The following is a 23955-nucleotide window of genomic DNA, read 5'->3' as shown; positions in this document are numbered from 1 at the left end:
CCCGCCGATACCGTTGGCAGATGACGTCGGCCATCGGTCAAGTGCGCCGGACCTCGATTTCAGGCGGTGACGACATGCTGATGCCGCCCATTCAGTTGCCCATTCTGCCGCAGATCCGGACGCCACTGCACGCAGCCCTCCGGTCCTGCGTGGGACCGCTCGGTCTCGTATTCGCATATAGCTGCAGCTACAACCTGCTTCTGTTTGCTCCCTCCATCTATCTTCTTCAGATCTATGACCGGGTGCTGTCGAGCCGGAGCGTCGACACGTTGCTCCTGCTCACGCTCATTGTCGCGATCACAGTGGTCGTCGGCGGCGTGTTCGATGCCTTGCGGCGCGCCGTCCTTGGACGCCTTGGCGCCTGGCTCGACGATCGCCTTCGTCCTTGCGTGCTTTCGGCCGGGCTCGAATCGGCGTTTCGCAGCGATTGGACGCAAGCGTCGGGCGCATATCGGGATCTTACCGTGCTGCGCCAGTTCGTCGAGTCCGGCGCATGTACGATGCTGTTCGACGCGCTCTGGGCGCCCTTGTTCCTCCTTGTCCTCTTTCTGATCCATCCCCTGCTTGGCGTGGTGGGCGCCTGCTGCGTCGCCTTCCTGTTCGCACTCACGGTTGCCGGAGAGCTGGTCACGGAAGACGTTCTGCTCAGATCCGGCGCCGCGCTGTCCAGAAGCTGCGGCCGCCTCCAGACTGCCGCGGGCAACATCCACATGATCCGCGCCATGGGAATGTTCGATAGCGCTGCACGCATGATCCACCGTGACGCGCAGCGCGCGCGCAGAGAGCACGATGTCGCACTCCGGCGAGGCGAGATCGTCATGCTGGCCACCAAGCCGGTTCGCGCGCTGTCGCAGGTCTTGATCATGGCGGCTGCCGCGTGGCTCGTCCTCGATCACGGGAAGAGTCCGGCAATCATCTTTGCTTCTACGCTGATGTTCAGCAGGGCGCTCGCGCCGGTCGAAAGTGCGGTCGCAGGCTGGAAATCACTCGTGGCGGCCGTGAGCGCCTGCCAGCGGCTTGGCGCACTTCTCGCCGCATTCCCCGTCACGCGGCGGCAGAACGCGGAGTTTTCTCCGCCGCAGGCGCATAGCGGCCTCGTCGTCGATAATGTTAGCGTGAGGCTTGGGGGAACCAACCATCTTCTGCTGAACGGCGTCTCGTTCAGCCTCATGCCCGGAGAATGCCTTGGCATTATCGGTCCGTCAGGGTCAGGCAAGTCCTTGCTCGGCCAGGTGATCGCCGGGCTGTCGATGCCAACGCATGGCCGTGTCTTCCTCGACAATACCGACGTCTCGCTGCTTCGCGAGTGCCGAAACGGCGACCGTCTAGGATATCTCCCCCAGGACATCAACCTGCTCGGCGACACCATCAACGACATCATCGCACGCCTTGAAGATGCCGACCGGCGGAAGGTCGTCGAAGCGGCCAAGCTCGCCGGAATCCATGAGGCGATCATGCGCTTGCCGCGGGGTTACGACACGGTGGTTCACAGTGAAACGACCTTCTCGCGCGGGTATCGGCAGCGCCTCGGTCTTGCCCGCGCCTTTTTCGGCAGTCCACGCCTCATCGTTCTCGACGAACCCAACGCCAGCCTCGACTACGGGGGCGAGCGAATGCTCCTGGATGCCATCGAGCCCATGAAGCGCGCCGGCGTCATCCTTGTCGTCGTCACTCACCGGATGGGTCTCCTTGCTGCCACAGACAAGATTGCCATCATGGAAGACGGTGCGGTCGCCGCGTTCGGCGACAGCGAGGATATCTTTGAACGGCACCTGAGCCGACCCCAGGTTACTTCGCAGAGTGCGCCATGATCTGGAACTCTCTCCCCATCTGGAAGCTTCCCGCCGTCTTGAGATTTCCCATGATCTGGGACCAGCTCATGCGAGCGCCGGCGAGCCCCCCGCCCGCCCGACGATTTGGCGTCGTGGTGACCGCAATCGACGATTTCGAGCCTCTGGAATTTCCATGGTGCTCGACGCCCACGCCGACCTCTCCACGCGGAAGGCTTCGCGGTATCACCGTCGCGGGCAATCTGCTGGTGCTCTGCTTCATGCTGGGGGTTGGGACATGGGCGAGCCTCGCGCCTCTCGAGAGCGCCGCGATCGCGTCCGGCGTCGTGGAATCGGAATCGAGCCGCAAGACGATTCAGCATCTGGAAGGCGGTATCGTCAGGAAGATCCTGGTTTCGGATGGCGATATCGTGCGAAGCGGCCAAACGCTGATCGCGCTGGACGACACCCGGGCCGGCTCGGAGATGCAAAGCCTTCAAGGCCAATTGTGGGATGCAGTTGCTCGAGCCGCACGGCTTCAAGCCGAGCAGCAGAGATTTGACAGGATCGCAATTCCGGACGCCCTGGAACAGGACAGCAAGCAGAACGGGGTGGCCGCCGCTGCGGTGTCGGCGCAGCAGTTCATTTTTCAGGCACGCCTGCAGGTTCACGAGTCGCAGCTTGCGGTCATTCGCGAACGAAGGCGTCAAGTCGAGAAGGAGATCGAAGGTCTCAAGGCTCAGGAGAGCGCCACCGGGCAGCGGGTCGACATCGTCCGGGAGGAACTGGATATGGTCGCGACCCTCGTCAACAAGGGGCTCGAACGGCGGCCGCGGCTTCTGAACCTGCAACGGGAACTGGCCGACGTCGAGGGCCGCCGCGGCGAGATCGTCGCGCAGATTTCCCGCGCCCGTCAGGTCATCAGCGAACAGCAGGCCACATTGTTCAAGCTCGAGAGCGAGAGGCAGAACGAGATCGCACAGTCGCATCGTGAAGCACAGAACCAGATATTCCAGCTCCGCGAGCGGCTGCTTGCGGCCAGGGATCAGCTATCGCGAACGGAGGTCAAGGCGCCCGAGGACGGCGTGATAACCGACCTGCGGATTCATACAGCCGGCGGCGTCATCGGAGCGGGTGCTCCGCTCATGGACCTGGTGCCCCGGCAAGACCGCCTCATCGTGACCGCCCGCCTGAGGCCCGAGGACATTGATGTGGTTCATCCCGGCCTCAATGCCGAGGTGCATCTCGTGCCGTACAATCAGCGTCGCGTGCCGCGCCTGAAGGGAACCGTCGTGCACGTATCCGCAGACCGGCTTCTCGACAAGCGTACCGACCAGCCATACTACGCGACCAAGATCCGGATCGACGACGCGCAGATCGCCGCAAACGACCTCCAGATCGTCCCCGGTATGCCGGTTCAAGTGTTCATCACCACGGGACGCGGCACCGTCGCACTTTACGCGCTCAGGCCCCTGCTCGACAGCTTCCGCGGTGCATTCAGAGAGGACTAGTTTTCCAGCATTGGAGCCGCGCCGGGGGCGTGGTCGCGACTCTGCGCGGGCAACCGGCCGCGCCAGCGGAGGACGGCTTCCGTGCGATTGTGTGCAGCACATTTCCTCATGATATGCTGGATGTGCATTTTGACTGTGCTTTCCGAGAGGATCAATTTGGCGGCGATCAGCTTGTTGGGCAGGCCGAGCTCCAATTCCGCCAGAACCTGTTGCTCACGAGGCGTGAGATCGGTCACGCTTCTGTCGATAGCCACTCTGGCTCCCTCGTTCATCAGATATGCGGGCGCGAGCCCGCGTACATCCGGCGGGTCGAAATCCGGTATCCTGTTCATCCCGCCGATAGGAAATGGCCTGTAGACGCCGCCGACAAGAACAAGGCGCAGGCCGGCTATGACGACTTCGATTGGTAGCGAGGTGGGAAGAAAGCCGCGCACGCCCCGCTGCATCGCGGCCTGCGCGGTCGGCTCGTCATCACGATTTGATAGGATTGCAATGGCAGCGCCGGGACAGCACTCCGCAACGAAAGCGAGATTGTCCTCAACCGAGGGATCGCTGATGGGCTTGTCTGCGATACTCAGCACCACCAGACGAACATCGCGGGTTGACGTGCAGTCCAGGCTTTCGACCGTTGCCATGTCGAGGATCTCGAATTCCGCCAATTCCCGCCTGAGGACGGACAGAATACACGTGCGAGGCAACAGGAGCGGTTCGACGATCACCAGAACCGGCAAGTGAAGCGATTCATCGAGCCGCTTTGAGGAGTTGGTTATTTCGTCCATGATTTCCTCGAGATGAAAAGAACTTCCGCGATATTCCCATTCCGTATTGCGTCTCCCCCGCTGCCGCATTCATCCTAAATGCATCATCACGAGAGCGGCGCAGTGCCGCCGTTAGTGCCGATCCACTGCGGGGATCACTTGGCGCCTGGGTGGAAATTCTTTCCGCTCAATTCATTTGGGCGCGTACCACGCGGTGCGCGGTCGACGCATCCCCTAATTGCAGATATTTCGATACGCCGTTGACGCCGCCGACCCCGACTTGCCGTCGACGACATATGCTTCATCCTCCTTCACGAGATAAAGAAACGGTCTCTCTCCGGTCTCGCCGCCTGACGCGCTTCTTCCTTTCACACGCCCGCAAATCGTATCCACCAGGCGTCCAAGCGTGTTCTTTCGCATTGTGCGCTTCACAGCTGTGAATTCGGCCGATCCTGGAACCTCCATCTTCGCCGAGATCGTGACCTTCGCCTTGTCCAGGACAGGATCTGATACTTCCGCGGGCCGTTCGGATGCCGGGACGCGGATCCTCGTCCGCGGGGACGCGGCTTTGGCGAGATCGGCCGATCCGCGTTTCTGCGGAGATGATTTCTTGCCGGACCTTGCCGGCGTTGCAGAATTCGATTTGACGATCGCAGGATCTGGCGCCAATGCCGTCGGCATTGGCTCCGCGGGTCGGGCGACTGCGACCCTATCGAAACAGGGTCGTGACGCACACCCAAGGAAATCCCCTCGGGAAGGCGCGAACCAGCCAAAGCCGATCAGGACTCCTGCCAGCACTCCTACAAAAAGCAGTCCCATCCGATTCCCCTCCTCGGGAGCTCGGCTCGCACTCGTAACTAGGACTAATTCCGCGCTGGTGATCTATCTGTTGCGCAAAAGCGTTAAACGCTCATTAAGCGCGCGCGGTTGCCCGGCACGTGCCTGGACGAGCGGATCAGATCGGGCCCCAGAGCCCGTGTCGAACTACCGCAAACGGCCAATCGTGAAAGCAATCATGGCCGATTTGGTCCGCTCTTGGACCCTTCTGCAACTTGCGTGTTCATCCGAAGGTTTGCGCCACCAAAAGCTGCCGATCGCCGGCTTGGGGCCTTCAGGCAAGTTTCGGAGCAGCGCACCAGTTTCGCACCAGAAACGGCGTGAACGAAACGCGACGAAAGCAATTGGGCTCGAACAAAATCGCAGGAGGATCAACGGAGCTGACCAATATTCTGCCCGCTCATAACGGTCTGGTTGCAGGTTCGAGCCCTGCCGGGCCCACCAAGAGATTCAAGATCATACTGTGTTCTGGTTACCTCGGCGCGACGACCGCACCAGAAACGTGCACTTTTCATTCATGCGCAAGTTCGCGCATCGCAAATCCGCTCGATGGCGCTAGACCGACTTGGGGTGAATGGAATCGTCGCCCACTCATCGGTTGAAGATGCTCCGACAACCAGGTCATAATTCAGCAATCGCGCCTTCCGATTTTTCGTCGCCCAATCAACGGAAAATGATCGTTATGCCCTCCTTCGATCTGTTTGTTGAAAAAAGGCTTTGTGCCCCGTCTATCTTCGCCATGGTGCTCCACGCTTTCCCTTGTTTCAGTGGAGTCACAACTGAACGTCATGATTTAATGATTCAGCGATCGCGTACACATCAATTGGATGTCCCGGACCAGATTTACCGAGGCAGATATTAAACGCGCTGTTAGAGGTGTCCTCGACAGTGGTGGCAAAGTCGCGCGCGTCGAGATTTGGCCTGACGGACGCATTTCCGTGTTGATACAAGAAGAAAGATCGATTCCAATAGATCCTGAAGACGATCCGGAGGTATCCAGGAGTTTGCTGTGATGAGGATGGGACGTTCGGCTCTGCCGCTGCCTCGCTACAGAAGGCGCAAACGCCTTCAGAAAGGGAGCCTTGCGTATTTTTTTGACGTGCCAACGTGGGCACGTAAAAAAGTTGTCCAGTCAAGAACGAGCCGCTCGGCACCGATTACGAGTTGGCCGTGCAGCGCGCCGAGAAGATCTTGCTGCCTGCGTTCGACAGTTGGCTGACGGGCGGCGATGATGCAAATCCCGTGGGCATTGGAGTAGTGATCGGAACGCTGGACTGGATGTTTCACGAATATCGACGAACGTGAAAACAGAAAACAGCGAAGCGTTTGCAGCCTTTGAGCCCGGGTCAATGTCGCGTGCATGAAACCGGCATTAAGATGATCTGCGAATACCTGTTGAAGGACGGACGGCGGCTGGGCACACTGCGCGTTTCGAGCATCGATACGGCGTTTGCGGACGACCTGTTCGAGAAGCTGCTCTATAAAAATGTCGACGGCAAGAAGGTCGAACGCCGCACGACCGTGAACCACGCGATGAAGACTGCTCGCGGCGCATGGAACACGATCTCAAGGGCACAACCCCACCTGTTTCCGGCGAAGAACCCCTTTGAGAAGATGGGTCTGCAATCGACCTCGCGCGAAACACCGCATGCTAATTTTGACGAGCTGGCGGCGTTCCGTGCGAAAGCGATCGAGTTGGGCTATCCGTCATTGGCAACGGGTGTCCTGATCGGTTGGGAATGGCTGCAGCGCAAGGCTCATATCTTCATCCGATTGGTGGCGGAGCACTATCGGCCGGAAAGCCGGCCAAACCACGTCTATGTTATCAACTACAAGACGAGCACCGGCTCGTGGGAGCCGCTCTTCGACAAGAAGGGTAAGCCGCTCTATCCCCTGCTCATGGCCGAGCTTGACGCCATGAAGGCATTGCGGCCGACGGGCGGCCTGATGCTGCGCCGGGATGGTAGTAGTTTGCCTTGGAGCGGGAAGGGCGAAATGCTGACTCAGGTCGAGCGCATTTCGAAGAAGATCATTCTGGCCGCGGGCTTCCGTCCTGAGCTGACCTTCACGTCGTTTGGACGGCATGGCGGGACCACGGAGGCGAGCACGTCCGGCCTCACAGAAACGCGGCTCATGAAGAAGGGCCAATGGTCATCGACCAAAGCGATGGCGCACTACCTTCATCACGACGACGAGGCCAAGCAGGACGCACAGATGAAGCGCATCAAGCGGCGCAAGCAGGCGGCCAGAAAGTGAACATTTGTCGGAATGGATTCAGCCGTCTTGTCGGAACGGAAATCAAGAAACCCGATAAGCCATTGAAAACATTGGAGCGGGTGAAGGGAATCGAACCCTCGTATTCAGCTTGGAAGGCTGCTGCTCTACCATTGAGCTACACCCGCATCGAGCGATCACCTAACACGGCCGGACGGCCGTCTCAACTGCCTCGGCGGGCGTCCTCGTGCGCCGGTAAACGAGAATATGTTCGCGCAATGCGGCCGGTTCCTGGCCCGGATCGGACGGACGGCGGCCTTAACAGCGGCAGATTCGCCACCTATATTGCTGGTCCCATCAACAAAGAAAGGAGGTGATCCAGTGTCTTGTCTCAAGCGCTGTCACCTCGCTGGGATCGCCCGCTAGGCGCTGAGTAATCAGCTTGGCATCGGGGCGCTCTCAGCCCTGGACCAGCGAGACAACAAATCCGGGGGCGCGGCGGAAGCGATTCCGCCGCGCCTTTTTTGGCTGTTCGGGCCGCGCGGTTCGCCGCCGCCATGCCGCCGGCGGGATACCTTGTGGCAGCACAAAAACCGTCCGATTCACTAGACATGAAATGTCGGCATGGGTGGCTCTGAGCCGTCCTTGCGCCTGCCGCAACAGAAATGAGGAGCTCACGAGATGCTTTATGCCATCCTGGCCTATCACGTCGAAGCCGAGGTCAAGTCGTGGAGCGCCGATGAGGACGCGGCCGTCATGGCGGGTCTGCGCGAGGTCCATCAACGGTTGAAGGGTCGGCTTGGCCCGGCTGCCCGGCTCGGCGAGACCCGCAACGCCAGCACCCTTCGCGGTCCCGGCCACGGCATCGTGATGGACGGTCCGTTCTCGGAGACCAAGGAGCAGCTGCTGGGCTTCTACGTGATCGATTGCGCCGATGAAGCCGAGGCGATCGCCGCGGCGCGCGACCTGCGCAGCGTCAACCCGTCGGCGGTCTACGAGATCCGCGCGCTGAAGCTCTACATCCCCGGCGCGCCGTTTCCGGAGACCGCGGGCCCGAGCGACGCATAAAGTTGCTCAGCGACTCGAGCGCTTCGGCAGCTTCGGCAGCTTGCTCGGATCGAACTTCGGCAGCGGCGGATCGGGCGGCGGTGTGGGCGCCACCCCATTGCTTGGAATCAGCGTCACCTCGAAGGCGAGATCGGGCACGGCATCCGCCCTGCCCGCGGCCGTCGCGATCGCGCCGCTCCAGACGCCGTCGAGCCGCACCACGAGATCGTCGGTGCCGAACACGGTCGCATGTCCGTCGGAGTGCCGCCTGGCCGTGAGAACGGCGGAGAAGCGCTCGCCGTCGACCTCATAGGTGCCGTCGTAAAGCATGATGGCATCGCTGCCCCACAGCCTGCCATCGGCCACGTGCACGATGCCGGTGCCGTCAGCGAGCGACGTTCGAAACCACGCCGCATAGGTGCCGTTCTTGAGCATGGAGCCTGGCTCCGTTTCACCACAAACGATCTGGGCACCGTTGCGTTAACAGGGAATGAAGGAACCTGGAGTGAAGCAACTTGGGCCTGCGCTCATTGGCCGCCGTCGATCTGCCGTCCCATGATCGCGATCGCCTTCTGGTAGACCCCCGCCGCGTTCCAGGCCTCGATCGCGGCGAAGTTGGGTTCCCCGGGCTGATAGCCGGCGCCGGCGCGCCAGCCATGGGCGCGCAGGAAGTTCGCCGTCGAGCTCAGCGCGTTGGCGGCGACGTCGAGATTGCCGGTGCCATAGGCGAGCACGTTCTTCGGCATGAACTGGGTCTGGCCGATTTCGCCGTGCATCGAGCCGCGCGTGCTCCCGGACAGAGTACCGCGGTCGATCAGCTTCAGCGCGGCATAGAGCTGGTCGGTGAAGAAGTCCGGGCGGCGGCAGTCATAGGCAAGCGTCGCGATCGACGACAGCATGTTCTGGTTGCCGCGCTGGCTGCCGAAGCCGCTCTCCATGCCCCAGATCGCGATCAGTGGTCCCGGCGGCACGCCGTAACGCTGCTGGATCGAGGCGAACAGCGCCGCCTGCGACTGCTTCAGCGAACGGCCGCGCGCCACGATGGTCGCAGATCCCCGCTTGGCCATGAACTGCTCGAGCGACAGGCCAAAACTGCGCTGGCCGCGATCCGCGGCGATCGTCGCACTGGCGTAATGTGCCTGCATCAACGCGTCGATCGCGGTGGCACCGATGCCCTTGGCCCTCGCCTCGCCGGCAAACTGCTCCTTCCAGGCTTCGAATCCGCCGGGCCCGTTGCCGCACTGCGCCGCGTTCGCTTCTGCGCCCAGCGTTGCAACCATCACGACGATGGCGAGCGCCGACGTCGCAATCTGCCAGCCCCTGATCATCCGAAACCTCCTCCGAAAAATGAGCCGCCGCCCCTCGCGGGCGCGGCGCTGACGATGGCCTGATGTAGATGACCCGGCGATGAACGATCCGCCCCAGCTTCGGCCGCGGAGCGTCACGATATGTCGCCGGCAGCGGATTGGCCATCCCGGCCAGATCAGGCAGGCAGGCCGGTCCCGACCGGCCGCAACATGCTGGTGTTGCATCCGGACCAGGCGCGCGTCGAATATGTCGAGCATCGCGACAAGCATCCCGCCGACGTATCGCCTTGAGCAGGTCAGCAGACGGCGTTGATGACGGCAGCGCCAGCTCGCAAGCTGTCGCCCGCGATGCCGCCCGCTACGGCACCTCGCCTCGCCGCAGCGGGCCGACGGTCTGCGGGCGGTTGAGGAAGAACTCGCGGTTGCCAAGCGCGGCCTCCGCATACTGGTCGATCGCCACGATGATCGCCTGCACGTGGTGAAAGCACCAGCCTTCCCGCGTCGCCATGTGCCGGACCTCGGCCAGCGCCTTGATCCAGGGCGCATGATCATCGCTGTCGTGGAAATACCGAAGCGGCTCTCTCATCTTTCCTCCGGCAGATCACGTCCTCCAGCTCGGCGCGCTTGCGCGACAGCAGAAGCTGCGCCGATGCACTATCGCGTCCGGCCTGCCTCGGCCGGTTCACGGATGCGTCGAGCTCGCGCAACTCGGCGCGCAGCCGTTGCATCCCGGGTGCGTCATCAGGCACGCGCTTCGCCGGCGACGAGCTCTCGCTTCGCCGTGCGAAGAAAGATCGGTGTCGCGGCACGGCGGCGCGGAGCAACGCTCGCGGGCACGATGATCGGCTCGCGGTCGCCCAGCATGCCCCGCTCTTCGACCAGACGGCTCATCACCAGGCGCATCTTCAGGAGGTCCCCCGCAACGAAGGCGCAGTCCTCAGCCCGGTTGATCTGCTGTCGCATGATGGCCTCGGCCTCGAGCATGCTGACGCGCAGCGCCCTGATCTGCCTGCGAATTTCGCTGATACGGTTGTCCATGGCGGCCTCCTATTCACGGTGGAGGGCAATTAGAACAAAACAAGAACATTGAGTCAAGCGGCAGAGTTGCCTGCCATGGACTTCTGTCATCGAAGGCACCGCCAGTTCCTGCTACGGGAACCAGAAGCACCTCATTCTCACGAACTCAACGTGAGGATGTTCGATGAAGCGAGACCACGCCCGGGCTCACGGCGAACGTGTGCGGGCGTTTCCGCGGTGAAGCCGCGACAGACCGTCACAGCCGGCCGCCTCTTCACTTGCCGCTCCTCGTACGAGGATGCGCGTCGTCAGGATTTTCTCAATGTTCAGGCGATCCGTGGCAGACAAACAGCCGACACATGACTGTGGAACAATTCGCCCTTGCAACTTGTCTACTCAAATAGACAAATTAAGATGGGGACGATTCTGTTTCTATCATTGCGCAGTACATGACGAAGTCTTCCAAACTGGTTGCCGCCAAGCGCGGCAAGGTCCTTCTGGTCCGACGTCGATCTGACGGGCTGTGGATGTTCCCCGGCGGACGCAGGCGTGCGCGCGAGACCGGCAAGGACTGCCTGAAGCGTGAGATCAAGGAAGAGCTGCCGAAGCTCAAGCTCGGCAGGCTCAGCCTGTGGAAGGAAGTGACGGCCAAGAACAAGCGTTCCGGCCGCAAGATGAGCGACGCGATCTTCATCGCCAAGAACGCCAAGGGACGGCTGGCGATCGGCGACAAGAAGGAGATCGATCGCGCCGCCTGGCAGAAGCCCCGCGGAATTCGCCTGACGCCGACCTCGCGCTACATCCGTGATCGGCTGTTTCCAAGGAAGCAGCGGAGCCGGAGATAGACGGCAGGTTATCTGCTGCCCGCGGAAAAGCACAGATTTCGGCTTTGGCATCTGGCGGCTGCGCGGGCATGCCTTGCTGATTTGTTGAGCTTCACCCACCGCCGACGCGTGCTAGGAATGACGTGATCCGTCCGGACCGGACCACGACATCAGCCGGAATTGCGTCATAATGGGCTTCCCCTCCAACCGCCAGCGGCGGCTGTTCAGAATCGTTTCCGCGCGTTGGCAGCGCCGGGCCATCTTCCTGCTGGGCGGCATTGCGGTCGGTGCGGCGGCTGTCGCGCTGGCAGAACTCGCGGATCTGGCGCAGGCCGCCTTCTCCGCACTGGTGTCGCATGTCCGTTACGCCTCGCTGGTGCTGACGCCGGCGGGCTTCGCGCTCTCGGTCTACCTGACCAATCGCTTTTTTCAGAACGCGCAGGGAAGCGGCATCCCGCAGGCCATCGCCGCACGCCATCTGACCGACCAGACCGCGCGGGAAAGCCTGGTTTCGCTGCGCATTGCCGCCGGCAAGATTCTGCTGACCCTGTTCGGCCTGCTGTGTGGCGCATCGGTCGGGCGCGAGGGACCGACGGTGCAGATCGGCGCGTCGATCATGTTTGCGCTCGGCCGCTTCTCGCCCCGGCGCCAACCCGGCTTGATCCTTGCCGGTGCGGCGGCAGGCGTCGCTGCGGCCTTCAACACCCCGCTGGCCGGGATCGTGTTCGGCATCGAGGAAATGAGCCGCGCCTTCGAGACGCGAACCTCCAGCCTGATCATCGGCGCGGTGATCGCCGCGGGCCTGACGTCGCTCGCTCTGATGGGCAACTACACTTACTTCGGCACCAGCGCGACGGCCCTGCGCAACGGCACCGACTGGCTCGCCGTCCCGCTCTGCGGCGTGGCCGGAGGTCTGGCGGGCGGCCTGTTCAGCCGCATCCTGATCGCAATGGCGCGCGGATTTGCCAACCCGGTCGGACGCGCGATCAAGCGCTACCCCGTCGGCTTCGCCGCGATCTGCGGATTTGCGGCGGCGATTTGCGGGATTGCTTCCGACGGTGCGATCTACGGCACCGGATATCAGCAGGTCAAATCCGCGCTGGAAGCCGGATCGCAATTGCCCGCGAGCTTCGGCGTCTGGAAATTCCTGGCCACCACGCTTGCCTCGATCAGCGGCATGCCGGGCGGCATCTTCGCGCCCTCGCTCGCGGTCGGCGCCGGGCTCGGCTCCAACATCGCGCCGCTGTTTCACGGCGCGCCGCTTGCGGCCATCATGCTGCTCGGCATGGTCTCGTATTTTGCCGGCGTGGTTCAGGCCCCGATTACCGCCTTCGTGATCGTCACCGAGATGACCGACAATCACGCCATGGTGGTGCCGCTGATGGCCGCGGCCCTGATCGCGCATGCGAGCTCGCGCCTGATCTGCAAGGAGGGCGTCTATCACGCCCTCGCCAAGGGATTCATCGATCGGGCTTCGCCGGCGCAAAAGGCGACGCCGACCTGAAGATTTCTTCAGCCGTTATAGGCAAACAACTCGATCGGCTCGCTGAAGCCGCGCACGGGGTGCTCGCCGACATGTTCGAGCGCGAAATCGTGCTCGACGAGATCCGCGAAGGCGCGGGACAGCAGCACCGTCTTCTTCAACTGCTTGGTGAGAGCTTCGAGGCGCGACGCCATGTTCACGGCGGGGCCGATGACGGTGAAGTCGAGCCGGCTGCGCGACCCGATATTGCCGTACATGACGTCGCCGACATGGACGCCGATGCCGTAATTCATCGGCGCACGGCCCATCAAGCCGTTCCTTTCGCTCAGCGCCGCCATCGCCAGCCGCGCCTCGGCTACCGCATGCAGCAGGTTGGCGCAGGCCTTGGGTTCGCTGAGCGGAAAAATGGCGAGCAGACCGTCGCCGATGAATTTCAGGATTTCTCCGCCATGCCGCGCAATCGGCTCCGACATCGCGTCGAAATAGTCGTTCAGGAGATCGATCACGTCATCGCGCGGCCAGGAGTCCGAGATCCGGGTGAAATCCCGCAAGTCGCAGATCATGATCGCGGCGCTTACCGTGGTCCCGCTGCCCCGCCGCGTCGCACCGGCCAGGATCATCTCGCCGGCGTGCGAGCCGACATAGGTCTCGAGCAGCGTCCGCGCCAGGCGGTTCTTCATGCGGATTTCGCTGACCAGCGCCAGCACCGGCAGCACCGTCTTCAGGCTGGCGAGATGCGCGTCATCGAAACCACCGGCACGGTCGGTCGCGAAGGTCACGACATGCCGCTTGCCGAGCGTATGCAGCAGCGGCCAGGCCACATAATCGGTCAGGCCCTGCGCGCGCATCTCGTCATAGAGCGCGTGCTTGCGGCCCTGTGACGGGTCACGTTCGAGCTTCTCGCGCACCTCGTCGGCACCCTGATGGATTTCGTAGACCGGACTGCCGATATATTCCGATCGCTGCTGGACATCGTAATCGACCCGCGTGATCTCGGCCTCGCGCTGCCCGTCGGCCCAGATGATCCGGGCGCCGAGCCATTGCGGATGCTGGATCAGGAGGTTCATGGTCGCCCGCTTGAGCGGAATGCCCGTGCGCTGCAGCCGGATGCACAGCTCGGCGAAGATATTGTCGATGAAGCGCTGGTCGCGCGTCTCGTTGGTCAGCCAGCTCACTACGTCGCCGTCGGACTGCGGCGTGACGTGATCGATGTTGGGGGGCGCGTTCATGGCTGGCTCCGGAGCGGCGGGTGGGGTCGGCACGCGATATGTCGTGCTTCCGCCCGGCCGCGTCAACGTCGCCAGCGGTAACGTGAACGGGCAAATCGGCCCGGCCTGCCTCCGCGTGATGCCGTGAGGACGAGCGTTCACCCGCCCAGATCGTGCGCCAGTCCGACCTGATCGCGGTGCTGCCGCGCGATCTCAGCGCACAGTCCCGCCACGCGCCCTATCTGCATGCGGTGCCGGTGCCGCTGCCGGCGCCGCCGCGCATCGTCAGCCTGTTCTGGCACCAGCGCAACGACACCGTCCCCGCGCAGCGCTGGCTGCGCGAGACGCTGGTGGAGATGTTCGCGCGGATGGAGTGAACAGGCGCAAGGTGTGCCCCTGTCAGGTCGATGTGGGTGCGGGTTCGATCGACGCTGCGTCCGCAGCCGGCGACGGGACGCTCCGCGCCAGCGGACGCTCAAGCAGCCGATGCAGCGCAAGGTAGCTCGCCATCGCAACGCCGATGCCGGTGAGCCACGACAGGTCGACCCCGCCGGTCGCCAACGCCAGCGGACCTTGCATGGCCTTGATCGTGCCCATCTGGAAAGCCCACGCCGCCACGAAGCCGGCAGCAAAGGCGATCAGCCCGGCCCAGTTGAAATCACGATCCCGACCCGGGTCCTCGTAGAGCGAGGCGACATCAATGCGGCCGCGTCGCACCAGGTAGAAATCCGCGAGCGTCACCCCGGCCCATGGGCTGATCCATACGATCAGAGCGACCATGAAATTGTCGAAGGCGTGGGCAAAATCGCCCGATTGCAGGAACCCGTAGAGGATCGCGGAGGCGATCAGGCCGGACAGCACCGAAATCACCCAGCGCGGCCGCCGCAGATCGAGCGCGAGCGACGACAGCGCAGCCGAATAGATCACGACGATGTTGGTCGCGATCGGGCCATGCAGCAGCACCAGCAGTACCGGCAGCGCCATCGCACCAAAAGCTGCGATGATCAGCTTCGACGGATCGGAACCGGCGCCGGCGGACGCAATGGCCGCACCGAGGAAGGCGAGCCAGACGGTCGGCAGGAACATGCCGAGGAATGTCGCCCGAAACACCTTGGCGGCGCCGAGCGAGGGCCTGGTGAAGCGCGTATAGTCGGAGGCATAGGTCAGCCACGAAATGCCCCAGCCGATGCCGATCGCGGTCATCAGTTGCGTCGCCGCCGCGAACGCCGGCATGCCGGTGACGGTTGCCGACTGCCACCTGATATCGACGCGCAGGAAGGCGAGCGCGGTCATGACCGCCATGATCAGCAGGATGAACGGCATGGTGTAGCGCTCGAACACCTTGATGGCATTGAAGCCCCAGGCTGCGATGCCGATCTGGAACAGCATCACCAGCACCGCGATCGCGTATTTGAGCTCGATGCCGCTGCCAATGCCCATCCGCTCCAGCGCCGCCATGCAGAGGTCGAGCACGATCCAGGTGTTGATCGCGACCCACCCCATCGGCATCAGCACTTGCGCCAGCGCCGGCAGATAGGCGCCGCGGCGGCCGAACGCCAGCCGGCCCAGCACCATCTGCGGCACCCCGGTGCGATGCCCCATCAGGCAGAAGGCGGCAAACAGCGCCGCGCCGAACAGATTGCCGACAACGATGACGGCAAGCGTTTGCAGCAGGCTCAGGCCGAGCTGGATGCCGAGCGCGCCCAGCACCCAATTGATCGGCGCGATGTTCGCGCCGGTCCAGATCCAGAATTGATCTGATGATGACGACGTGCGGTGCGCCGCCGGCACCGGTTCGATTCCGTGGGCATCGAAGCCGGCCTCATCCTGCGCCGGAAGCTGTGTCTGTTTGAGCAGCATGTTTCCCCCGTTTGTCCGGCGCATTGGTTGGGCCGGGATGGGGTATCAGAGCAGCAGGCAGCCGTGAGGCGATAATGAGAAATCCTCAAACCGGGTTGAGACGACATCGAGAGTGAAGTTTGTGTGCTGAATGGCGACAGATCCCGCCGCGATCACGCTCGCAGACCGCGTCACCATGGCACCCCGCTTCATAGTTGAGATTTTCTCAACTCAGCTGCCGGATTCGTCAATCACGCCGACCGAGGCGCCCGGGTCATTGTGCGGCCGACGCATTGCTGCTCAACCGGCCGAGGTCCCCCGAATGACGACACTCCTGCATATCGATGCCAGCCCGCGCGGCGACCGTTCGGTCAGCCGGAAGCTCTCCAGGTCGTTTGTCGAGCACTGGCTGACGCACGAGCCCGGCGCCACGATCATCGCGCGCGACGTCGGCCGCGCCCCGCCGTCGCTCATCACGGAGGCATGGGTAGCCGCAGCCTTTACCGCGCCCGGCGAGCGCACGGCGGCGCAGCACGACGAGCTTCGTCTCTCCGATGCGCTGATCGACGAGCTTGAACGCGCCAACGTGATCGTGATCGGCGCACCGATGCACAATTACGGCATGCCGGCGGCGCTGAAGTCATGGTTCGACAAGGTGATCCGCATCGACAAGACCTTCAGCTTCGATCTCGCCCGCGGCGACTTTCCGCTTGAGCCGATCATGCGCGGCAAGACGCTGGTGGTGCTGAGCTCGCGCGGCGAATTCGGCTTCGGCCCCGGCGGGGTGCGGGAAACCATGAACCATCTGGAGACCCACATCTTCACCTGCGCCCACTATCTCGGGGTTCAGGAGAGCCATCTGATCGCGGTCGACTACCAGGAGTTCAACGATGAACGCTACCGGCGCTCGCTCGCCGACGCCTTTGCCGCGATCCCCGTGCTGGTCCGGCAGTGTCTTGGAATCGACGGGCCTGTTAATGTGGCGGCGGAATGATGCGCCGCTGTCCGCCGGCTGCACAAGGATGATCCGATGATCCGCAATCCCATCCCCTGGCCGAACGGGGCGCTTTGCGCCTGTGCGATCACGTTCGACGTCGACGCCGACAGCCTGATCCACATCGCGCGCCCAAAGGACTCCTTCGACCGGCTCTATCCGATCACGATGGGACGCTACGGGCCGACCGTCGGCGTGCCGCGGATTCTGGAGACCTATCGCCGCCTCGGCCTGAAGCAATCGTTCTTCATGCCGGCCTGGACCATGCAGCGCTATCCGGACGCGGTCGAGGCGATCCTGAAGGGGGGCCACGAGATCGGCCACCACGGCTACATCCACGAAGACCCGACGGAGATTTCCTCGGCGCATCAGCGCGAAGCCTTCGAACACGCGCTCGGCATTCATGTCGCGATGACCGGGCGCAAGCCGCGCGGCTACCGTGCGCCGGTCTACAACGCCAACCAGACCACGATCGACCTCCTGATCGAGCACGGTTTTGTCTACGATTCGTCGCTGATGGCCGACGACATCCCGTACCAGATGCGCACCGCGCGCGGATCGCTCTACGAGATGCCGCCGCACTGGGGATCGGACGACTGGCCGCCCTTCGCCCATTACGCGGAGATCGGCTACATGATGCCGGTCAAATCGCCGAGCGAAGGCCTTGCCGCCTCGTTCGAGGAGTTCGAGGCCGCCTATGAGGCCGGCGGATTCTGGATGGGGATCTGGCACCCGTTCCTGACCGGCCGGCTTGCCCGCTGGCACGTCGTGGAGCGCTGGCTCGAGCGGATCGTTGCCGAACGCAAGGTCTGGTTCGCATCGCTCGAGGAAATCGCCGCGCATCTCGACGGCCTGGTCAAGGCAGGCACCTACCAGGTCCGCGTCGAGACCCTGCCCTACTTCACGCGGCCCGTGTCATGACCTGTCCGGGAGCCGCCCGAAAGGTGGCTGCCTCTGCCCGCAGCCAGTCGATGAACGCCGACACCGATTTGCGCCGGGCAGCGCTCGGCGCATCGACGAGACGATAGGCAAAGCCCGCAAGCGCGGGACCATCAAGCCGGCGCAGCGTGCCGTCGCGCAATTGCTCGTCCACCAGCGCATCGCTGCACAACAGCGGTCCGAGCCCCCGCTCGGCGGCGTGCAGCGCCAGCGGCTCCTCGCTGTACCATGAAATGCGGAAGTCCCGCATGGGATCGTGATCTACGCCCGCGAGCCAGGCCGACCACGCCGGCGAATCTAGCGCGGCGTTCTTCCAGCGGAACGCCAGCAGCGAGCGCGAACGGACGTCGTCGATGGCAAGACGGGCACCGGGCGGACAGATTGCGCTCGCCGCGACCGCAATGTAGCGATCGCTGAACAGCACCGATGTCTCGCCGGCACGGTCAGCGCGTCCGTAGCGGATGGCCAGATCGACGCCGTCTGCGCCCGGCGTCCGCACCTCTTCGGTCGCATCGATGTGGACGACGAGGTGAGGAAACGCCGCGTTGAAGCGCGCGAGCCGCGGCATCAGCCAGCGCTCGGCGAAGGCGCGTGTGGTCGATACCGTGATCGCATCGCCGTCGGCCGGCGGACGGATCACAGCGAAGGCACTCGCCATGCGGTCGAAGCCGTCGCGCAGCATGGGGAACACCGCTTGGCCCTCCGCGGTCAGCACGACCGCGCGGCCGGAGCGTTCGAACAGCTTGTGGCCGAGAATTGCCTCGAGTTGCCGGACCTGGTGGCTGATCGCCGTCACCGTAACGCAGAGCTCATTGGCGGCGGCGGTGAAGCTCTCGTGACGCGCGGCGGCTTCGAAGGCGCGGACGGCGTTGAGCGGCGGCAACTTGCGCATGATTGGTTCTCCGCGCGGCCCGTGTCAGGCGATGAGAAAATGAGCGTCGGTCGGCCGCATGTCGTTCACCGGCACCATGTCCTGCGGACAGGCGGAGAACACGATGACCAGATCCATCTCGGCACGCAGCGCCACATACTGCCCGGCCTCGCTGACCGGCGACTTGAAGTCCAGTTGTCCATTGTCGGCGACGGGCACATTCATGAACAGATTGAGCGGAGCCGGCGTCACCGCAGCCGACAAGCCGACTGTCTCGAGCGCGTGCGCCAGATTCTGCGTGCAATTGTCGTGGTGGCCGACGGCTCCGAGCTGACGATAGCGGTGAATGTCGCAGGCCGCGATCAGCGTGTCGTGGATTCCCGGCGTCGTGTCGGCGACGAAGGTGAGGATCGCACGGCGCCGGTTGGTGGTCAGCGTGTCGCCCACGCGCGGAATCAGCCGCAGCATCGATGCGCGGCTGTGCTCCATCGACATGAACTCGCCGGTGTCGCGGGCATTGAACGCCCAGGTGTCGACCACCTGCTTGCCATGGGTATTGACGACCATGACCGTCTCTCCCGCATCGAGGCGAGCCGCCACGCCATTGCGGGCCGGAATCAGACGGGCGCGGGTCAGATCGATGGTTGCTGCGGTCATGTGGTGCCTCCTCAATGGCTCGTTGCGCCATTGGAGCACCACTCGTCATGTAATTCTAATAATATTAATTGTGTCCATTATAGCAGATTCGTATAGTCGCTCATGCGCCTCAGACAGCTCGAATGCTTCCGCGCCCTGATGCTCCACGGCACCATGACCCGGGCGGCCGAGCTGCTCGGCATGTCGCAGCCCGGCATCAGCACGATGATCGCGGGCCTCGAGCACGAGACCGGCCTCAATCTCTTCCTGCGCCGCGGCGGCCGCCTGCAACCGACCCCGGAAGCCAAGCTGTTCTATGTCGAGGCGGCGCGCGCCCTCGAAGCCGCCGAGAACGCGTCGCGCGTCGCGGCCGAGATCAGGTCCGGGCGGCGCGGTCACCTCGCGATCGCGGCCTATCCGAGCATTTCGATCAACCTGCTGCCGCGCCTGCTGTCGCAGTTCGCCAGGAACAAGCCCGAGCTGCAGATCAAGATCATCACGCGCAATTCCGCGACCGTCCGCGAGCTGATCTCGACGCAGCAATTCGATCTCGCGGTCGCCGAGCTGCCGCTGGATTATCCGACCTCGCACATGGAGGTGTTCTCGTATGAGTGCGTGTGCATGCTGCCGCATGCGCATCCGCTGGCGAAGCTGACGCAGATCACCCCTGATGACCTCGACGGCGTCCCCTTCGTCACGCTGTTTCGCGGCGATCCGATCTACCAGCAGCTGGCATCCGCCTTCTCCGAATATGACGCGCGCTGGAACGTGGTCGCGGAGACCGAATTCTTCTCGACCGCGTGCCAACTGGTCGCCGAGGGCCGCGGCGTCGGTATCGTCGATCCGGTGGTGAGCAAGCCCTTCACCGAAGGCCTCGCCATCCGCCCGTTCAAGCCAAAGATCCAGTACCAGATCGCGATCCTCTCCCCGACGCATGAAGCCCCGTCGCAGATGGCGCAGGATTTCGCCAAGCTGCTGCGGCGTGGGTTGCGGGGGTGAGTCGTGGTGGCGGCGCGAGACGCCTTGTCGGCATGCCCAGCGAAATGGGAGTAACGTGTCGAATTGAAGTTCGTGGAAGCGAGGCCCTTGGCCAGTCCGTCTTCGCTTTCGCTGGCGCTCAAGCTACGCCGGACACGCTTTGCCCTGACGGATCAGGCGTGGCTGCGCCACGCGTAGCCCGTCAGGGCGAAGCGTGGTGGGGGAGGCAGGACTCGAACCTGCGAAGCCATGAGGCGGCTGATTTACAGTCAGCTCCCTTTGCCACTCGGGACACTCCCCCGTCCAACAGCATCAGACCGGCCGCGCGAGTGGCGGCGGACCGGGTCATCGAGATGACGCTGATAACCGGCCGACCCGAAGCGGGTGCGCGGTCGGGCGCGTTTATGGGGGAAGGCGGTCCCCAAAGTCAACCAAGCGGGCCGCCTATTTGGCATACTTTTGCAGACTGTCGCGATCTCTGTTCCAAACGAGCAATAGCGGCGGCTAGATTCTTGTTTTTGACGCGTTTTCTTCACGCGAACCGCCCTCCACTTCGCTCGAAAACGCTGCGTAAATTGCCAATAATCGAGAGCCGTGACACAAGCCTCACATGAGCGACCGCGACCGCAAACCCAATTTCCGAGGCAAGGGCGGTAAACCCTTCCAAAAAGGGCCGAAATTCGGCCGCCCGCCGGCCCGGCGGGAGCGCGAATCCGGTTCCGACGGGCCGGTGATTCTGTATGGCTGGCACACGGTGGCGGCCGCGCTTGCCAACCCGGACCGCCAGATCCGCAAGCTCTATCTCACCGAGAATGCCGCGAAGCGCCTTGCCGACGAAAACATCGCGACCCGCGTCACCCCGGAGATCGTCCGGCCCGGCGACATCGACCGGCGCCTCACCCCCGATGCCGTGCATCAGGGCCTCTTGGCGGAGGCCGATCCCCTGGCCTCGCCCGGCATCGACACGCTGGCGCCGGAGGGCATCGTGCTGGTGCTCGACCAGATCACCGATCCGCACAATGTCGGCGCCATCCTGCGCTCGGCCGCGGCGTTTGCGGTGAAGGCGATCGTCACCACCGCCCGCCACAGCCCGGAGGCCACCGGCGTGCTGGCGAAGTCCGCCTCCGGCGCGCTCGAACTGGTCCCGATGGTCACCGTGCAGAATCTGGCGCGCGCGCTGAACGAACTGAACGACCACGGTTTCCAGACCGTCGGCCTCGACAGCGAGGGCACCGAGGATCTCGGCAAGGTTCAGCTGCAGCAGCCGCTCGCGCTGGTGCTCGGCGCCGAAGGCAAGGGCTTGCGGCAATTGACGCGCGAGACCTGCCGCGTCGTCGCCCGCCTCGACATGCCCGGCGAGATCAAGAGCCTCAACGTGTCGAACGCCGCCGTGCTCGCGCTCTATATCGGCGCCAGCCGGCTCGGACTGATGGGTTAGTTTGATAGTTGGATGGGGCCGAGATCTTGTTCACCTCTCCCGCTTGCGGCCAGGGAGCTTGCGAGGCGGCGCTCGCATGATTTCTGAATATTCGAAATATATCCCTGATTTGCCCGACGTGTCAAGTCGCCCTGCCGAACGCCGGCAGCCGCCGGCTCCTTTGCATGGGGTTGTTTTCGATATTTTGGCAGCGTGCACTGCGGCGGTCGCATGCAGGGGTTGCGGCGCCCTTATGCGGAAGCGACCTCGCTTCAATTGTCAAACGAAGAACGCCCGCTCGCTTGACGCAAACGGGCGCTGATGTCTTCGACCGGGTCTCGAACCGATCGTCGGATCAGTAGTAGCGGCGCAGCACCGGCTGGCCGTAGCGGTGCGGCGCGTAGCCGTAGCGATAGCCGTAGTGCGGACGGTAGGGCCGATAGTGATGGCGGTAGCCGTAGTGGCGATAGCCGTAATACAGACGGCCATAGCCTTCGCGGTAGTACGGACGCGGCGCCCAATTGCCCGGGCCGGTGTAGCTCGGTCCCTGGTTGACGTAATAGTACTGCTGCGCCGCATTGGGATAAGCGGCATCCGGGTCGGGCAGACGTTCGACCGCGCCGTAACCGCCATAGCCATAGCCATAGCCATAGCCACCGCAGCCGCCGCAGCCGTAATTCACGACGGGCGCGGAATAGCCGCAAGGGTTGAAACCGCACGCCATTGCGGGCGCGGTCACCATGACGGCCACGGCCGCAATCAGTCCTTTGATCATTTGACGCATTACTCTCTCCTGATGGTCTCTCTATTCGTCGCGTAGCTCTTGGTGGCTATGAAGGCGCCCCGCGAGGGGCAGTTGATTTAGGGTCCTCGGGGACGCGGTGGCCGCGGGACCGGTCCCGGCAGCGGCTGCGGCCCGTTGAATTGCGGCGCGTAGATCACCGGCGGCGGATCGACCGGCACGCTGGACTGCGCCGGCAGCGGCGCGGATCGTGCCGACCATGATTCGTGATAGCTCTCGGCCGGCTGCGGCAGGCGGCGGTTGGCCGGCGGCTCGATCTCGAGGCGGCCGTAACCCGGCATGTGGCCGAGGCTCGGATAATAATGGCCGACATTCGGCTCGGGATCGATCGGGCGGCCGCCATAGACGGTCGGCACCATCGAGTCGTTGCGGGCCAGCCCCATGGCGCTTTCGACCACGGCGTAGGAGGCGTCGACGCCATTGATGATGATGGGCACGCCGGGGCGATTGGGCACGACGATGTCGAAACCGCCGCCGGCCAGCGCCGTCGAGGTCATCGCAGCCAATATCGCCAGCGCAAGACTTCCGCGCATGTTCTACCCAGCGTCCCGAATTGTTCCACCCGCAGCCTAATCCAACGGCTTGGCGGAAGGGTTAAGGAGGCGGGCCAAACTGGCGGTAAGCCTAACGCGTAAGCATCGGCATCCGGTCAATGCGGCCGTGCGGGCTCAGGAATCGTTAACGGCGGTCCGGCGCGCGGAGGCTGCGTCAGGTAAACGCGTTCTCGATGATCGAGTGGATGCCGATCGCAATCGTGACCGCGCCGACCGCCATTTGCAGGCCGCGATTGGCCCAGGTCAGCCAGCGCGCGGAGGCCGCGAGCGGCACCGCGATCACACTCGACAGCACGCCCATCCCGATCATCGAGCCGACGCCGAACAGCCCGACATAGCCAAGCCCGATCACCGGGTTCGGGGCCTGCGACACCGTCAGCACCAACAGCGCCGCCGAGCCCGCCATGCCGTGCATCAGGCCGACCAGCAGCGTGCGCCAGCGAAAGCCATGGGCGTGGCTGTGCGCCGCGCGGACATGCGGGCTGGTGGACGCGAGCGCCACGGTGGACGCACGCGCCACGGTTTCGCCGGCGTGACTGTGGGCGTGGAAATGCGTCATGCCGTCGCCATGCGAATGGGTGTGGAAGTGCACGCGGTCGCGCCACAGCCGCCACCAGACATGCGCGCCGAGCCCGACGAGCATGACGCCGACCGCGGTCTCGATCGGCTGCGCCACCGTTTCGGGAATCGCGTGCCCGAGCAGGATCGCGGCGCCGGCGAAGACGAACAGGGTGAGGGTGTGACCGAGGCCCCAGGTCAGGCCGTGCTTGACGATGTCACCGACATGGGTCCGCCGCGCCGCGATGCTCGATACCGCCGCGATGTGATCCGGCTCCAGCGCATGCTGCATGCCGAGCAGAAAGCCAAGACTCAAGATTCCGAACATCAATCCCCCGTGCCGGCGCGTGACGGCAGATCAAACACCACATCGCCGATCTTGTCAGGCCGGC

The 23955-nt window shown here is 63.7% G+C and carries 26 protein-coding genes, 2 tRNA genes and 1 pseudogene; 14 read left to right on the top strand and 15 right to left on the bottom strand.

Translation table 11 applies throughout. The features are described 5' to 3' along the window. Positions 1–74: 74 nt before the first annotated feature. Both ACVW1C_RS36285 and ACVW1C_RS36280 read left to right on the top strand, forming a co-directional pair. Positions 75–1811, top strand: a complete 1737-nt coding sequence (locus ACVW1C_RS36285; protein ID WP_456763265.1) for a type I secretion system permease/ATPase — start codon at positions 75–77, stop codon at positions 1809–1811. 50 nt (positions 1812–1861) lie between these two features. Further along, complete coding sequence (locus tag ACVW1C_RS36280) at positions 1862–3280, top strand: HlyD family type I secretion periplasmic adaptor subunit (protein ID WP_456762351.1); 1419 nt, start codon at positions 1862–1864, stop codon at positions 3278–3280. Here the strand turns inward: ACVW1C_RS36280 and ACVW1C_RS36275 are convergent. Together ACVW1C_RS36275 and ACVW1C_RS36270 are read right to left on the bottom strand one after the other, a co-directional pair. Beyond that, entirely contained in the window at positions 3277–4059 is a 783-nt protein-coding gene (locus ACVW1C_RS36275) for a LuxR C-terminal-related transcriptional regulator (RefSeq protein WP_456762350.1), read from the bottom strand. The two genes, ACVW1C_RS36280 and ACVW1C_RS36275, sit on opposite strands and share 4 nt — an antisense overlap. Positions 4060–4272: 213 nt before the next feature. Further along, positions 4273–4719 (bottom strand): hypothetical protein, encoded by a 447-nt coding sequence (locus tag ACVW1C_RS36270; RefSeq protein ID WP_456762349.1) that lies wholly within the window; start codon positions 4717–4719, stop codon positions 4273–4275. Between the two features lie 1326 nt (positions 4720–6045). Here ACVW1C_RS36270 and ACVW1C_RS36265 point away from each other — a divergent pair. Both ACVW1C_RS36265 and ACVW1C_RS36260 read left to right on the top strand, forming a co-directional pair. Then, positions 6046–6180 carry a hypothetical protein gene (locus ACVW1C_RS36265; protein WP_456762348.1) on the top strand — a complete coding sequence of 45 codons (135 nt, stop codon included), beginning with the start codon at positions 6046–6048 and terminating at the stop codon, positions 6178–6180. A gap of 51 nt (positions 6181–6231) precedes the next feature. After that, the gene (locus ACVW1C_RS36260) at positions 6232–7131 is read left to right on the top strand and encodes a hypothetical protein (protein ID WP_456762347.1); all 900 of its coding nucleotides are present in this window, start codon (positions 6232–6234) and stop codon (positions 7129–7131) included. A 72-nt stretch (positions 7132–7203) separates the two neighbouring features. Here ACVW1C_RS36260 and ACVW1C_RS36255 read toward each other — a convergent pair. Then, positions 7204–7277: transfer RNA gene (locus ACVW1C_RS36255), tRNA-Gly, on the bottom strand. 493 nt (positions 7278–7770) lie between these two features. Here ACVW1C_RS36255 and ACVW1C_RS36250 point away from each other — a divergent pair. Then, complete coding sequence (locus ACVW1C_RS36250) at positions 7771–8157, top strand: YciI family protein (protein ID WP_456762346.1); 387 nt, start codon at positions 7771–7773, stop codon at positions 8155–8157. A 6-nt stretch (positions 8158–8163) separates the two neighbouring features. Here the strand turns inward: ACVW1C_RS36250 and ACVW1C_RS36245 are convergent, their stop codons facing one another. Both ACVW1C_RS36245 and ACVW1C_RS36240 read right to left on the bottom strand, forming a co-directional pair. Further along, positions 8164–8571 (bottom strand): hypothetical protein, encoded by a 408-nt coding sequence (locus tag ACVW1C_RS36245; protein ID WP_456762345.1) that lies wholly within the window; start codon positions 8569–8571, stop codon positions 8164–8166. 92 nt (positions 8572–8663) lie between these two features. After that, positions 8664–9464: a lytic murein transglycosylase gene (locus ACVW1C_RS36240; RefSeq protein ID WP_456762344.1), complete on the bottom strand. Its 801-nt coding sequence runs from the start codon at positions 9462–9464 to the stop codon at positions 8664–8666. 120 nt (positions 9465–9584) lie between these two features. Here ACVW1C_RS36240 and ACVW1C_RS36235 point away from each other — a divergent pair, with 120 nt between their 5' ends. Then, positions 9585–9734 carry a hypothetical protein gene (locus ACVW1C_RS36235; protein ID WP_456762343.1) on the top strand — a complete coding sequence of 50 codons (150 nt, stop codon included), beginning with the start codon at positions 9585–9587 and terminating at the stop codon, positions 9732–9734. 67 nt (positions 9735–9801) lie between these two features. Here ACVW1C_RS36235 and ACVW1C_RS36230 read toward each other — a convergent pair whose 3' ends face one another. Together ACVW1C_RS36230 and ACVW1C_RS36225 are read right to left on the bottom strand one after the other, a co-directional pair. Then, on the bottom strand, positions 9802–10029 hold the full coding sequence (locus ACVW1C_RS36230) for a hypothetical protein (RefSeq protein WP_021081740.1): 228 nt from the start codon (positions 10027–10029) through the stop codon (positions 9802–9804). 155 nt (positions 10030–10184) lie between these two features. Continuing rightward, complete coding sequence (locus ACVW1C_RS36225; protein ID WP_456762342.1) at positions 10185–10481, bottom strand: hypothetical protein; 297 nt, start codon at positions 10479–10481, stop codon at positions 10185–10187. Positions 10482–10909: 428 nt separating this feature from the next. Here ACVW1C_RS36225 and ACVW1C_RS36220 point away from each other — a divergent pair, with 428 nt between their 5' ends. Continuing rightward, positions 10910–11305 carry an NUDIX hydrolase gene (locus ACVW1C_RS36220; RefSeq protein ID WP_456762341.1) on the top strand — a complete coding sequence of 132 codons (396 nt, stop codon included), beginning with the start codon at positions 10910–10912 and terminating at the stop codon, positions 11303–11305. Positions 11306–11474: 169 nt separating this feature from the next. Further along, on the top strand, positions 11475–12788 hold the full coding sequence (locus ACVW1C_RS36215; protein WP_456762340.1) for a chloride channel protein: 1314 nt from the start codon (positions 11475–11477) through the stop codon (positions 12786–12788). Between the two features lie 8 nt (positions 12789–12796). On the opposite strand, the gene ACVW1C_RS36210 is transcribed toward ACVW1C_RS36215, so the two are convergent. Beyond that, on the bottom strand, positions 12797–13996 hold the full coding sequence (locus ACVW1C_RS36210; RefSeq protein ID WP_456762339.1) for an adenylate/guanylate cyclase domain-containing protein: 1200 nt from the start codon (positions 13994–13996) through the stop codon (positions 12797–12799). On the opposite strand from ACVW1C_RS36210, the gene ACVW1C_RS36205 reads away from it, so the two are divergent. Together ACVW1C_RS36205 and ACVW1C_RS36200 are read left to right on the top strand one after the other, a co-directional pair. Continuing rightward, the gene (locus ACVW1C_RS36205) at positions 13995–14123 is read left to right on the top strand and encodes a hypothetical protein (RefSeq protein WP_456762338.1); all 129 of its coding nucleotides are present in this window, start codon (positions 13995–13997) and stop codon (positions 14121–14123) included. The two genes, ACVW1C_RS36210 and ACVW1C_RS36205, sit on opposite strands and share 2 nt — an antisense overlap. Before the next feature lie 19 nt (positions 14124–14142). Then, positions 14143–14352: pseudogene (locus ACVW1C_RS36200) on the top strand (LysR substrate-binding domain-containing protein); the annotation flags it as partial. Positions 14353–14374: 22 nt separating this feature from the next. On the opposite strand, the gene ACVW1C_RS36195 reads toward ACVW1C_RS36200, so the two are convergent. Continuing rightward, on the bottom strand, positions 14375–15835 hold the full coding sequence (locus ACVW1C_RS36195) for a purine-cytosine permease family protein (protein WP_456762337.1): 1461 nt from the start codon (positions 15833–15835) through the stop codon (positions 14375–14377). A 301-nt stretch (positions 15836–16136) separates the two neighbouring features. Between ACVW1C_RS36195 and ACVW1C_RS36190 the strand changes: the two genes are divergently transcribed. Continuing rightward, on the top strand, positions 16137–16808 hold the full coding sequence (locus tag ACVW1C_RS36190) for an FMN-dependent NADH-azoreductase (protein WP_456762336.1): 672 nt from the start codon (positions 16137–16139) through the stop codon (positions 16806–16808). A 36-nt stretch (positions 16809–16844) separates the two neighbouring features. Further along, the gene (locus tag ACVW1C_RS36185) at positions 16845–17729 is read left to right on the top strand and encodes a polysaccharide deacetylase family protein (protein ID WP_456762335.1); all 885 of its coding nucleotides are present in this window, start codon (positions 16845–16847) and stop codon (positions 17727–17729) included. On the opposite strand, the gene ACVW1C_RS36180 is transcribed toward ACVW1C_RS36185, so the two are convergent. Both ACVW1C_RS36180 and ACVW1C_RS36175 read right to left on the bottom strand, forming a co-directional pair. Continuing rightward, on the bottom strand, positions 17710–18639 hold the full coding sequence (locus ACVW1C_RS36180; RefSeq protein ID WP_456762334.1) for a LysR substrate-binding domain-containing protein: 930 nt from the start codon (positions 18637–18639) through the stop codon (positions 17710–17712). The genes ACVW1C_RS36185 and ACVW1C_RS36180 overlap by 20 nt on opposite strands. A 24-nt stretch (positions 18640–18663) precedes the next feature. Continuing rightward, complete coding sequence (locus tag ACVW1C_RS36175) at positions 18664–19275, bottom strand: DUF1989 domain-containing protein (RefSeq protein WP_456762333.1); 612 nt, start codon at positions 19273–19275, stop codon at positions 18664–18666. 102 nt (positions 19276–19377) lie between these two features. Between ACVW1C_RS36175 and ACVW1C_RS36170 the strand changes: the two genes are divergently transcribed. Next, positions 19378–20253 (top strand): LysR family transcriptional regulator, encoded by an 876-nt coding sequence (locus tag ACVW1C_RS36170; RefSeq protein ID WP_456762332.1) that lies wholly within the window; start codon positions 19378–19380, stop codon positions 20251–20253. A 194-nt stretch (positions 20254–20447) separates the two neighbouring features. Here ACVW1C_RS36170 and ACVW1C_RS36165 read toward each other — a convergent pair. Then, a tRNA-Tyr gene (locus tag ACVW1C_RS36165) sits at positions 20448–20533 on the bottom strand. A gap of 309 nt (positions 20534–20842) precedes the next feature. Here ACVW1C_RS36165 and rlmB point away from each other — a divergent pair. Continuing rightward, positions 20843–21670 (top strand): 23S rRNA (guanosine(2251)-2'-O)-methyltransferase RlmB, encoded by an 828-nt coding sequence (rlmB, locus tag ACVW1C_RS36160; protein ID WP_456762331.1) that lies wholly within the window; start codon positions 20843–20845, stop codon positions 21668–21670. Positions 21671–22004: 334 nt separating this feature from the next. On the opposite strand, the gene ACVW1C_RS36155 is transcribed toward rlmB, so the two are convergent. The 3 genes from ACVW1C_RS36155 to ACVW1C_RS36145 form a co-directional block, all read right to left on the bottom strand. Next, positions 22005–22433 carry a hypothetical protein gene (locus ACVW1C_RS36155; RefSeq protein ID WP_456762330.1) on the bottom strand — a complete coding sequence of 143 codons (429 nt, stop codon included), beginning with the start codon at positions 22431–22433 and terminating at the stop codon, positions 22005–22007. A 77-nt stretch (positions 22434–22510) separates the two neighbouring features. Continuing rightward, the gene (locus ACVW1C_RS36150; RefSeq protein WP_456762329.1) at positions 22511–22984 is read right to left on the bottom strand and encodes a hypothetical protein; all 474 of its coding nucleotides are present in this window, start codon (positions 22982–22984) and stop codon (positions 22511–22513) included. A 175-nt stretch (positions 22985–23159) separates the two neighbouring features. Continuing rightward, the gene (locus ACVW1C_RS36145; RefSeq protein WP_456762328.1) at positions 23160–23891 is read right to left on the bottom strand and encodes an urease accessory protein; all 732 of its coding nucleotides are present in this window, start codon (positions 23889–23891) and stop codon (positions 23160–23162) included. Positions 23892–23955 lie beyond the last annotated feature (64 nt).

The organism is Bradyrhizobium sp. USDA 4011 (genome assembly GCF_054063415.1).
The sequence above is the reverse complement of the archived record's forward strand: the minus strand, read 5'-3'. Positions and strand labels throughout refer to the sequence as shown.

Bases quoted from the DNA above. Each gene is read 5' to 3' on its own strand.
- ACVW1C_RS36180 (WP_456762334.1), bottom strand. From the start codon at position 18,639: ATGCGCAAGTTGCCGCCGCTCAACGCCGTCCGCGCCTTCGAAGCCGCC.
- ACVW1C_RS36170 (WP_456762332.1), top strand. From the start codon at position 19,378: ATGCGCCTCAGACAGCTCGAATGCTTCCGCGCCCTGATGCTCCACGGC.
- ACVW1C_RS36195 (WP_456762337.1), bottom strand. From the start codon at position 15,835: ATGCTGCTCAAACAGACACAGCTTCCGGCGCAGGATGAGGCCGGCTTC.
- ACVW1C_RS36235 (WP_456762343.1), top strand. From the start codon at position 9,585: ATGTCGCCGGCAGCGGATTGGCCATCCCGGCCAGATCAGGCAGGCAGG.
- ACVW1C_RS36215 (WP_456762340.1), top strand. From the start codon at position 11,475: ATGGGCTTCCCCTCCAACCGCCAGCGGCGGCTGTTCAGAATCGTTTCC.
- ACVW1C_RS36245 (WP_456762345.1), bottom strand. From the start codon at position 8,571: ATGCTCAAGAACGGCACCTATGCGGCGTGGTTTCGAACGTCGCTCGCT.
- ACVW1C_RS36145 (WP_456762328.1), bottom strand. From the start codon at position 23,891: ATGTTCGGAATCTTGAGTCTTGGCTTTCTGCTCGGCATGCAGCATGCG.
- ACVW1C_RS36150 (WP_456762329.1), bottom strand. From the start codon at position 22,984: ATGCGCGGAAGTCTTGCGCTGGCGATATTGGCTGCGATGACCTCGACG.
- ACVW1C_RS36270 (WP_456762349.1), bottom strand. From the start codon at position 4,719: ATGCCGACGGCATTGGCGCCAGATCCTGCGATCGTCAAATCGAATTCT.
- ACVW1C_RS36280 (WP_456762351.1), top strand. From the start codon at position 1,862: ATGATCTGGGACCAGCTCATGCGAGCGCCGGCGAGCCCCCCGCCCGCC.
- ACVW1C_RS36225 (WP_456762342.1), bottom strand. From the start codon at position 10,481: ATGGACAACCGTATCAGCGAAATTCGCAGGCAGATCAGGGCGCTGCGC.
- ACVW1C_RS36205 (WP_456762338.1), top strand. From the start codon at position 13,995: ATGGCTGGCTCCGGAGCGGCGGGTGGGGTCGGCACGCGATATGTCGTG.
- ACVW1C_RS36285 (WP_456763265.1), top strand. From the start codon at position 75: ATGCTGATGCCGCCCATTCAGTTGCCCATTCTGCCGCAGATCCGGACG.
- ACVW1C_RS36250 (WP_456762346.1), top strand. From the start codon at position 7,771: ATGCTTTATGCCATCCTGGCCTATCACGTCGAAGCCGAGGTCAAGTCG.
- ACVW1C_RS36230 (WP_021081740.1), bottom strand. From the start codon at position 10,029: ATGAGAGAGCCGCTTCGGTATTTCCACGACAGCGATGATCATGCGCCC.
- ACVW1C_RS36190 (WP_456762336.1), top strand. From the start codon at position 16,137: ATGACGACACTCCTGCATATCGATGCCAGCCCGCGCGGCGACCGTTCG.
- ACVW1C_RS36175 (WP_456762333.1), bottom strand. From the start codon at position 19,275: ATGACCGCAGCAACCATCGATCTGACCCGCGCCCGTCTGATTCCGGCC.
- rlmB (WP_456762331.1), top strand. From the start codon at position 20,843: ATGAGCGACCGCGACCGCAAACCCAATTTCCGAGGCAAGGGCGGTAAA.
- ACVW1C_RS36275 (WP_456762350.1), bottom strand. From the start codon at position 4,059: ATGGACGAAATAACCAACTCCTCAAAGCGGCTCGATGAATCGCTTCAC.
- ACVW1C_RS36210 (WP_456762339.1), bottom strand. From the start codon at position 13,996: ATGAACGCGCCCCCCAACATCGATCACGTCACGCCGCAGTCCGACGGC.
- ACVW1C_RS36155 (WP_456762330.1), bottom strand. From the start codon at position 22,433: ATGCGTCAAATGATCAAAGGACTGATTGCGGCCGTGGCCGTCATGGTG.
- ACVW1C_RS36185 (WP_456762335.1), top strand. From the start codon at position 16,845: ATGATCCGCAATCCCATCCCCTGGCCGAACGGGGCGCTTTGCGCCTGT.
- ACVW1C_RS36220 (WP_456762341.1), top strand. From the start codon at position 10,910: ATGACGAAGTCTTCCAAACTGGTTGCCGCCAAGCGCGGCAAGGTCCTT.
- ACVW1C_RS36240 (WP_456762344.1), bottom strand. From the start codon at position 9,464: ATGATCAGGGGCTGGCAGATTGCGACGTCGGCGCTCGCCATCGTCGTG.